Source organism: Vibrio sp. Vb0304 (assembly GCF_033338995.1).
GTDB classification, from domain to species: Bacteria; Pseudomonadota; Gammaproteobacteria; order Enterobacterales; family Vibrionaceae; genus Vibrio; species Vibrio alginolyticus.
The window spans coordinates 21,746-29,825 of the sequence record NZ_JAWOTT010000017.1 but is presented as its reverse complement, the minus strand read 5'-3'; the positions used below and the strand labels follow the sequence as shown (position 1 = coordinate 29,825).

The following is an 8,080-nucleotide window of genomic DNA, read 5'->3' as shown; positions in this document are numbered from 1 at the left end:
AAAGATTGTTTCATGGAAATTTCGTGCTAGTAACCAATGTGCCCAGTATAAGCACAAAGAGGCAGATACGCTATTGACCTAAAACAACTCAACTAGAAGTCAAAGGGCGATTCAGAATCTATCGTCCGGTTGTGCGGTGGTGAAGGCGAGTGAGGAAAGAAAGGCGTTTGCTGTTAGCAGATTCTTAGTCTCGCTTGAGCTCGCTAGAATGACGAGATCTTTTTGATTTAGGTGTTGTCAAAGTCACCGCCATTCTGAACAACGAGTGTGATTCAGAATCGATCATCCGATTGTGCGGTGGTGAAGGGGAGTGGGAAAGAATAGGCGTCTGCTGTTACCAGATTCTTAGTCTCGCTTGAGCTCGCTAGAATGACCAGGTCTTTTGATTTAGATGTTGTCAAAGTCACCGTCATTCTGAGCAACGAGGAACGAGGTGATTCAGAATCTATCATCCGATTGTGCGGTGGTGAAGGCGAGTGGGGAAAGAAAGGCGTTTGCTGTTAGCAGATTCTTAGTCTCGCTTAAGCTCGCTAGAATGACGAGCTCTTTTGATTTAGATGTTGTCTAAGTCACCGTCATTCTGAACAGCGAGGAACGAATGTGATTCAGAATCGATCATCCGATTGTGCGGTGATTAAGGTGAGCGAGGAAGAATAGGCGTCTGCTGTTAGCAGATTCTTAGTCTCGCTGGAGCTCGCTAGAATGACGAGATCTTTTGATTTAGATGTTATCTAAGCCACCGTCATTCTGAACAGCGAGAAACGAGGTGATTCAGAATCTATCGTCCCAATAGTGCCGTGGTTAAGGTGAGTTGGAAAGAATAGGCGTCTTCTGTTAGCAGATTCTTAGTCTCGCTTGAGCTCGCTAGAATGACGAGATCTTTTGATTTAGATGTTGTCAAAGCCACCGCTATTCTGAACAACGAGGAACGAGTGTGATTCAGAATCTATCGTCCGGTTGTGAAGTGGTTAAGGTGAGTTAGAAAGAATAGGCGTCTGTTGTTACCAGATTCTTAGTCTCGCTTGAGCTCGCTAGAATGACCAGGCCTTTTGATTTAGATGTTGTCTAAGTCACCGTCATTCTGAACAACGAGGAACGAGGTGATTCAGAATCTATCATCCGATTGTGCGGTGGTGAAGGCGAGTGGGGAAAGAAAGGCGTTTGCTGTTAGCAGATTCTTAGTCTCGCTTAAGCTCGCTAGAATGACGAGCTCTTTTGATTTAGATGTTGTCTAAGTCACCGTCATTCTGAACAGCGAGGAACGAATGTGATTCAGAATCGATCATCCGATTGTGCGGTGATTAAGGTGAGAGAGGAAAAATAGGCGTCTGTTGTTACCAGGTTCTTAGTCTCGCTAGATCTCGCTAGAATGACCAGACCTTTTGATTTAGATGTCGTCTAAGTGACCGTCATTCTGAACAGCGAGGAACGAGTGTGATTCAGAATCCATCATCCGATTGTGCAGTGGTTAAGGTGAGAGAGAAAGAATAGGCGTCTGCTGTTAGCAGATTCTTAGCCTCGCTTGAGCTCGCTAGAATGACGAGATCCTTGATTTGGGTGTTGTCTAAGTCACCGTCATTCTATACAAAAAGCCCAGAAACAAGGTTCTGGGCTTTGGTAAAATAGATTGCGATTAAAGAATAAAGCGGCTTAGATCTTCATCTTCAATTGTGTCGCCTAGGCGCGCTTTCACGTAAGCGGAATCAATAACGAATTTAGCGCCAGATTGCTCCGCTGCGTCGTAAGAGATTTCATCCATCAAGCGTTCCATTACGGTGTGTAAGCGACGAGCACCGATGTTTTCTGTGCTTTCGTTGACCGTCCATGCCGCTTCCGCGATTTGCGTGATGCCGTCTTCTGTGAATTCGATGTCCACATCTTCCGTTTTCATCAACGCAACGTACTGCTCTGTTAGAGAGGCTTTTGGTTCTGTCAGAATGCGTTTGAAGTCGTTGCTGCTTAGTGCTTCTAGCTCAACACGAATTGGTAGACGACCTTGCAATTCTGGGATCAAGTCAGATGGTTTTGCCACTTGGAATGCACCAGATGCAACAAACAGAATATGGTCTGTTTTTACCATGCCGTGCTTGGTTGATACCGTGCTGCCTTCAATCAATGGAAGTAGGTCGCGCTGAACACCTTCGCGTGAAACGTCTGGGCCTGAGCTCTCGCCGCGTTTACAGATCTTGTCGATCTCATCGATAAATACGATGCCGTTGTTTTCAACGTTGAAAATCGCTGCTTCTTTTAGCTCTTCTTGGTTTACCAGTTTCGCCGCTTCTTCTTCCGCTAACGCTTTCATTGCGTCTTTGATTTTCAGCTTACGTTTTTTCTTAGTGTCGCCTGCCAGGTTTTGGAACATGCCTTGCAGCTGGTTAGTCATCTCTTCCATACCAGGAGGCGCCATGATCTCTACGCCCATTTGTGGTGCGGCTACGTCGATTTCAATTTCTTTATCGTCTAGTTGGCCTTCACGCAGTTTCTTACGGAAGATCTGGCGAGTGTGAGAAGACTCTTCCGTTTGCTCTGCTTGACCCCAACTATCACGTGCTGGTGGCAGTAGCGCATCAAGAATACGTTCTTCCGCTTGCTCTTCTGCGCGGAATTTCACTTTCTCCATCGCTTGTTGATGCGTCATTTTCACAGCGACATCTGTTAGGTCACGGATGATGGTTTCAACTTCTTTACCAACGTAACCCACTTCGGTGAATTTTGTCGCTTCAACTTTGATGAAAGGGGCATTTGCCAGTTTTGCGAGGCGTCGTGCGATTTCAGTCTTACCAACACCAGTAGGACCAATCATCAAGATGTTTTTTGGCGTCACTTCGGCACGCAAGCTTTCTTCAAGCTGCATGCGGCGCCAGCGGTTACGAAGTGCAATCGCAACCGAACGCTTGGCTTTTTCTTGACCGATAATGTGGCGGTTCAATTCATGAACGATTTCGCGAGGCGTCATTTCAGACATATTCTTTCCTTACTTCGTTACGATTACGCGGTTGGTTTTTCAGGCTCTACTGTTGAGTCTAGCTCTTCTACCGTGTGGTGATGGTTCGTGAAGACACAAATATCACCCGCGATATTGAGAGCTTTTTCCGCGATCTCACGAGCATCTAGATCTGTGTTTTCTAGTAGGGCGGTTGCGGCAGCTTGTGCGTAAGCACCACCAGAGCCAATCGCAATCAGGTCGTGTTCTGGCTGTACGACATCACCATTACCGGTAATGATTAACGATGCGGTTTCGTCGGCAACGGCAAGTAAGGCTTCGAGCTTGCGCAGAGCACGATCGCTACGCCAGTCTTTGGCTAGCTCAACTGCCGCTTTGGTTAGGTGACCTTGGTGCATTTGCAGTTTGCTTTCGAAGCGCTCAAAAAGGGTGAAGGCATCCGCAGTACCGCCGGCAAAGCCCGCTAGTACTTGGTTGTTGTATAGGCGGCGAACTTTGCGCGCATTACCTTTCATTACGGTATTGCCTAGAGATACTTGGCCATCACCCGCGATGACGACTTTATTATTTCGACGTACAGATACAATGGTAGTCACAGTCGACCTCTTGATTATTTCTCTTTGGATTTAATTCAGTATATGGGGGAGGAGAAATGGGGATTCAAGGGGGCAAAAAGAAAGGCCCTAGGATCTTAGCTCCTAGGGCCTGAGTTTAAAGATTTTCTTTCCAAATCGCACACGGCTCGATTTTCGCGCGTTGCAGTTTATGACGGTCACGTTCTGCATCACGTTTGAACTTATACGGACCTAGCACCACGCGATACCATGAACTGCCTTCTTTCTTACGAATCTTGCTCGACATCCCTTGGAACGCGATTGCAAGCTTGCGCTCTTCGGCTTGTGCCTGAGTTTTGTACGCGCCACACTGCATGATGTAAGGAATTTTAGAAACTTCAATTTCTTTGGCCACAACTTCAACTTCACGTTTCGGTAGTGACTCAACATATTCCCATTTTTCTTCTGGTGGTGGCGGCAAGTCTTTTTTCGGCTTTGGTTTGCTTACAGTGGTTGTTGGCTGCTTCACGACTGGTTGTTTAGGTTCTGGGTCGCTACTCAAAAGGTAAAGACCATAGCCAAAACCGCCCACGAGCAAGATAGCGAGCAGGCCACTGCGCCAAGGTTTTTTTCTTCTCGGCGGCTGTTTTTTTGTCGACTTTTTTGGGGCGCCTCGCCCCCGTCTTACATAATCTCTATTTGCCACGGTTATTTCTGGTCATCAAGGATTCTTGCAAATATGTTAATCCAGAACGAGTTGAGAAAACACCCTATTGATAGAATCTTGATAGCTAAAGCGCGACAACGCCCGAGTGTAGGAGTGTGTTTCTGTTCTCGCTTATATTTATTCGGGGATATACAAAAAGCAGGAGGGGTAAATAAAAAAGCGGCGCCTTAGCACCGCTTTGGGGATGAATACCTAATCTTCAGGTTAAGGGCGCTGTGGTGGCGCTGCACTTCCACGAATGACGAGATTAGTTTCAAGCAGACGCGAGCCTGAATGCACGTCGTGGCCTTTTAACATCTCGAGCATCATTAGCATCGCTTGTCGACCAATCTCATAGCGAGGTTGAGAGATGGTGGTCAACGGTGGATCGCAGTACTGAGCGAAGTTAATGTCATCAAAGCCCACAACAGAGAGATCTTGCGGTACTCGTAAGCCAAGCTTTTTCGCTTCTTGAATTGCGCCGATGGCCATTGTGTCACAGTGACAGAAAATAGCCGTTGGTGGTTCTGGCAATTCGAGCAGTTTACGAACGGCTTTTGCTCCGCCATCAAAAGAAAACTCAGTAATGACACTATATTGTGGATCTTTATTGATGCCGGCACGGCGCAGGGCTTGTTGGTAGCCTTGCTGGCGGAACTGACACAATATTGCTGTATCTGGTCCAGAGATTTGAGCAATGCGTTTATGACCTAATTGGGTCAGGTAATTCACTGCTTCAAATGCAGAGGTCAGGTTATCAATATGTACTGTCGGAAGCTCGAGTTCAGGCGCAAATTCACACGCCATTACCATCGGAGGTAAGTTCTTTTGCTCTGGCTTACTGACATCGAATGGTAGATCTGTACCAAGCAGTAGCATTCCATCTGCCTGCTTAGTAAATACGAGGTTAACGAAAGAGCTTTCGCGTTTCTTCTGTTGTCCGCTATCGCCCAGCAGGACTAGATAGCCATGTTCCATGGCTGCATCTTCAATACCGCGAATAATTTCAGAAAAATAAGGATCACAGATGTCGGGAACGATAGTAACAATGGTTTTTGATTCGTTTCTACGTAAGTTACGCGCTAATGAGTTTGGAGAATAACCCGCTTCAAGTACGGCATCTTCTACTCTCTTTCTTGTAGAAGAAGAGACTTTCTCTGGATTCATTAAGGCTCGAGATACCGTAGCCGTAGACACTCCCGCAAGCTGGGCAACATCCTTCATTGTCGCCATAGTTTTTAACCTCTCATTTATTTTTTGCCAAGATGACGTTATTCCGGTTTGAAATCAGAGTAATCAAACCGAGTTAGAGCTGTGTTTGCTCTTCGCTCAGTTCGTGTTAACGAGTGGGAAAATGGATTCTTCACCGCGATATCAATTTGTGGGAATAGTCATTGTTTTAATCTAAGCCTGTGCAAACAAGTCACTTTAGACTTTTCTAATTTGGATAGTCTATTCATTTCTAAAGTGAAAGTTACGGTCTGTTTAACAAAAATTGTAATCTTGGTGTGATTCTGGTCACATTAAGTGGTAATTCATTACATAGTTAAACGTTTGCTAGCTGAGATCTTGTGGTTCTATGTCTAAATTCCAGCGTACTTTCTTAGCATTTGGCAACAACTCAATAGCAGGTTTGGCACTGGTTAATAACTTTTGCATCAATGAACGATGCTGAGTTTGCAGTAATAGTTGCCAACGGTATTTACCAGCCCGCTTGGCCAAAGGTGAAGGAGTAGGGCCTAACACCATGCAGGAATCATCGAACAGAGGGTGTGACTCTAACGTAAAGCGAACCTGACGCAGGAAGTCTTCAACTACCTCACTTTGGTTCGCCTCTGCTTTAAACAGAGTCAAGAAACTATAAGGCGGAAGCTGAGCCAATTTGCGTTCTTCCAGAGCAGTCATAGCAAAGTGGCGATAGTCTTTTTGAAGCAGGGCCTGCAGCAAGCTGTGCTCAGGATGGTGGGTTTGTAGGATAACCTCGCCAGGTTTACTTGCGCGGCCGGCACGACCTGCGACTTGAATAAACAACTGCGCTAGTCGCTCGGAAGCGCGGAAGTCACTACTATAGAGAGAGCCATCAACATCCAAAAGAGCAACGAGCGTTACATTTGGAAAATGGTGCCCCTTAGCCAGCATTTGGGTGCCAATCAGAATTTGATGTTCACCTTTACGAATCGATTCAAGGGCATCTTCCAAACTACCTTTGCGACGTGTGCTGTCTCTGTCGATGCGAATGGCGTTGTATTCTGGAAATAACTGAGCCAATTGTTGTTCGAGTTGTTCCGTTCCTACGCCGACGGTAACCAATTGGGTTGAACCACACCCCTGACATTGATGAATCACCGGTTGTTGTGAGCCGCAGTGATGGCAGCGTATTTCGTTGCTGTAATGGTGGAACGTATAGTACGCATCACAGCGTTTACATTCTGCAATCCAACCGCATTCATGGCACATCAAAGCGGGCGAAAAGCCTCGACGGTTAAGAAACAACATTACTTGATTGCCCGCTTTTAAATGCTTGCGCATCTCGGCAATCAGTTGGGCAGATAAGCCACTTTCTAAATACTGACCTTTTACATCTAACACTTTATTAGTGGTTGGCACGGCAGAGCCAGCTCGTTGGGTTAGTGTTAAATGGTGATATTTGCCTGACAAGGCATTGTGCAATGTCTCCAGTGCAGGTGTGGCTGAGCCCAGAACAATCGGAACTTGTTCTTTATGAGCGCGCATTACAGCAACATCGCGTGCATGATAACGCAAGCTATCTTGCTGTTTGTAAGAGGTGTCATGTTCCTCGTCCACAATGATAATCCCGAGATCAGCAAAAGGCGCGAGTAGGGCAGAGCGTGTGCCGATAATGATTCCGGCCGCTTTGTCGCGTGCAGAAAGCCACGCATTCATACGCTCCGTCTCGTTTAACCCGGAGTGGATGACGTCAACTGGCACATTAAAACGGCGTTTAAAGCGGTTGATGGTTTGGGGCGTTAGACCGATCTCAGGTACTAAAACTAATGCTTGTTTCCCTTGCTCTAAAACTGGTTTGATAAGGTTTAAGTAAACTTCTGTTTTACCAGAGCCAGTTACTCCCTCTAATAAATAGCAAGCAAAACCTGTTTGGCTATTTACACTCGCAATAGCCAGCGCTTGTTCGTGGTTGAGCTTTGGCTTCTCGACGTCGCATTCAACGTGCTGTCCCCACTGGGTGATTGCAGGCTTCTTCTCGATACGTTCAATCCAGCCTTTCTCTTCTAAAGACTTTAGTACTGTTGAGGCTATCTCTTGGTCGACAAATTCCTGGTGAGGCAAAGCGCCGTTAACCAACATTTGTAAGACCTTCTGTTGTTTGACCGCTCGACGATCAAGCCCTTGCATCAGCTTGTCTTTACCGGATTCGGTAATTTGCCACTCTTGTAGCGTCGCAAAATCTGCAGGCTTTCCTTTACGTAGAGCTGCTGGCATCGCATTGTGTAGCGTATCTCCAAGTGGGTATTGGTAGAACTGGCTGCACCAAGTCAGCAACGAATAAAGCTTTTCAGACCATATCGGCTGAGAATCAAGAACTGCTTTGATTGGCTTGAGTTGATCTTTGGGAAAGTCCGAGTGATTAACCATTGCGGTGACGATGCCGACTAACGTTTGGCGTCCAAAAGGTACGGAAACGCGTCCACCAATGATCGGAAACAGGTGCCCCGGAATGGCGTAATCAAATTGTTTGTCGAGCGGAACGGGTAATGCCACTCTAGCAATGGTTGGACGCATAAATTCTTAGCTATTAAAAAAGAGGGAAAGGAAATGAGAGTCTATTAAAATCGGTATGGAAATTCGAGTAAAGCAATGCGATTCAGCGTGAATCGTGCCTCTATGATTAGTCTG

At 46.3% G+C, this 8,080-nt stretch carries 5 protein-coding genes; all 5 read right to left on the bottom strand.

Annotated elements, in window-relative coordinates:
* Positions 1–1,633: 1,633 nt before the first annotated feature.
* The 5 genes from hslU to priA all read right to left on the bottom strand — a co-directional run bounded on the left by hslU (position 1,634) and on the right by priA (position 7,966).
* Positions 1,634–2,965 (bottom strand): HslU--HslV peptidase ATPase subunit, encoded by a 1,332-nt coding sequence (hslU, locus tag R7P35_RS17805; protein ID WP_025768349.1) that lies wholly within the window; start codon positions 2,963–2,965, stop codon positions 1,634–1,636.
* A gap of 23 nt (positions 2,966–2,988) precedes the next feature.
* The gene (gene hslV / locus R7P35_RS17800) at positions 2,989–3,540 is read right to left on the bottom strand and encodes an ATP-dependent protease subunit HslV (protein ID WP_005383176.1); all 552 of its coding nucleotides are present in this window, start codon (positions 3,538–3,540) and stop codon (positions 2,989–2,991) included.
* A gap of 115 nt (positions 3,541–3,655) precedes the next feature.
* Positions 3,656–4,204 carry a cell division protein FtsN gene (ftsN, locus tag R7P35_RS17795; protein WP_017820300.1) on the bottom strand — a complete coding sequence of 183 codons (549 nt, stop codon included), beginning with the start codon at positions 4,202–4,204 and terminating at the stop codon, positions 3,656–3,658.
* 225 nt (positions 4,205–4,429) lie between these two features.
* The gene (gene cytR / locus R7P35_RS17790) at positions 4,430–5,458 is read right to left on the bottom strand and encodes a DNA-binding transcriptional regulator CytR (RefSeq protein ID WP_254901949.1); all 1,029 of its coding nucleotides are present in this window, start codon (positions 5,456–5,458) and stop codon (positions 4,430–4,432) included.
* Positions 5,459–5,761: 303 nt separating this feature from the next.
* On the bottom strand, positions 5,762–7,966 hold the full coding sequence (gene priA, locus R7P35_RS17785; RefSeq protein ID WP_171344406.1) for a primosomal protein N': 2,205 nt from the start codon (positions 7,964–7,966) through the stop codon (positions 5,762–5,764).
* Positions 7,967–8,080: the final 114 nt, after the last annotated feature.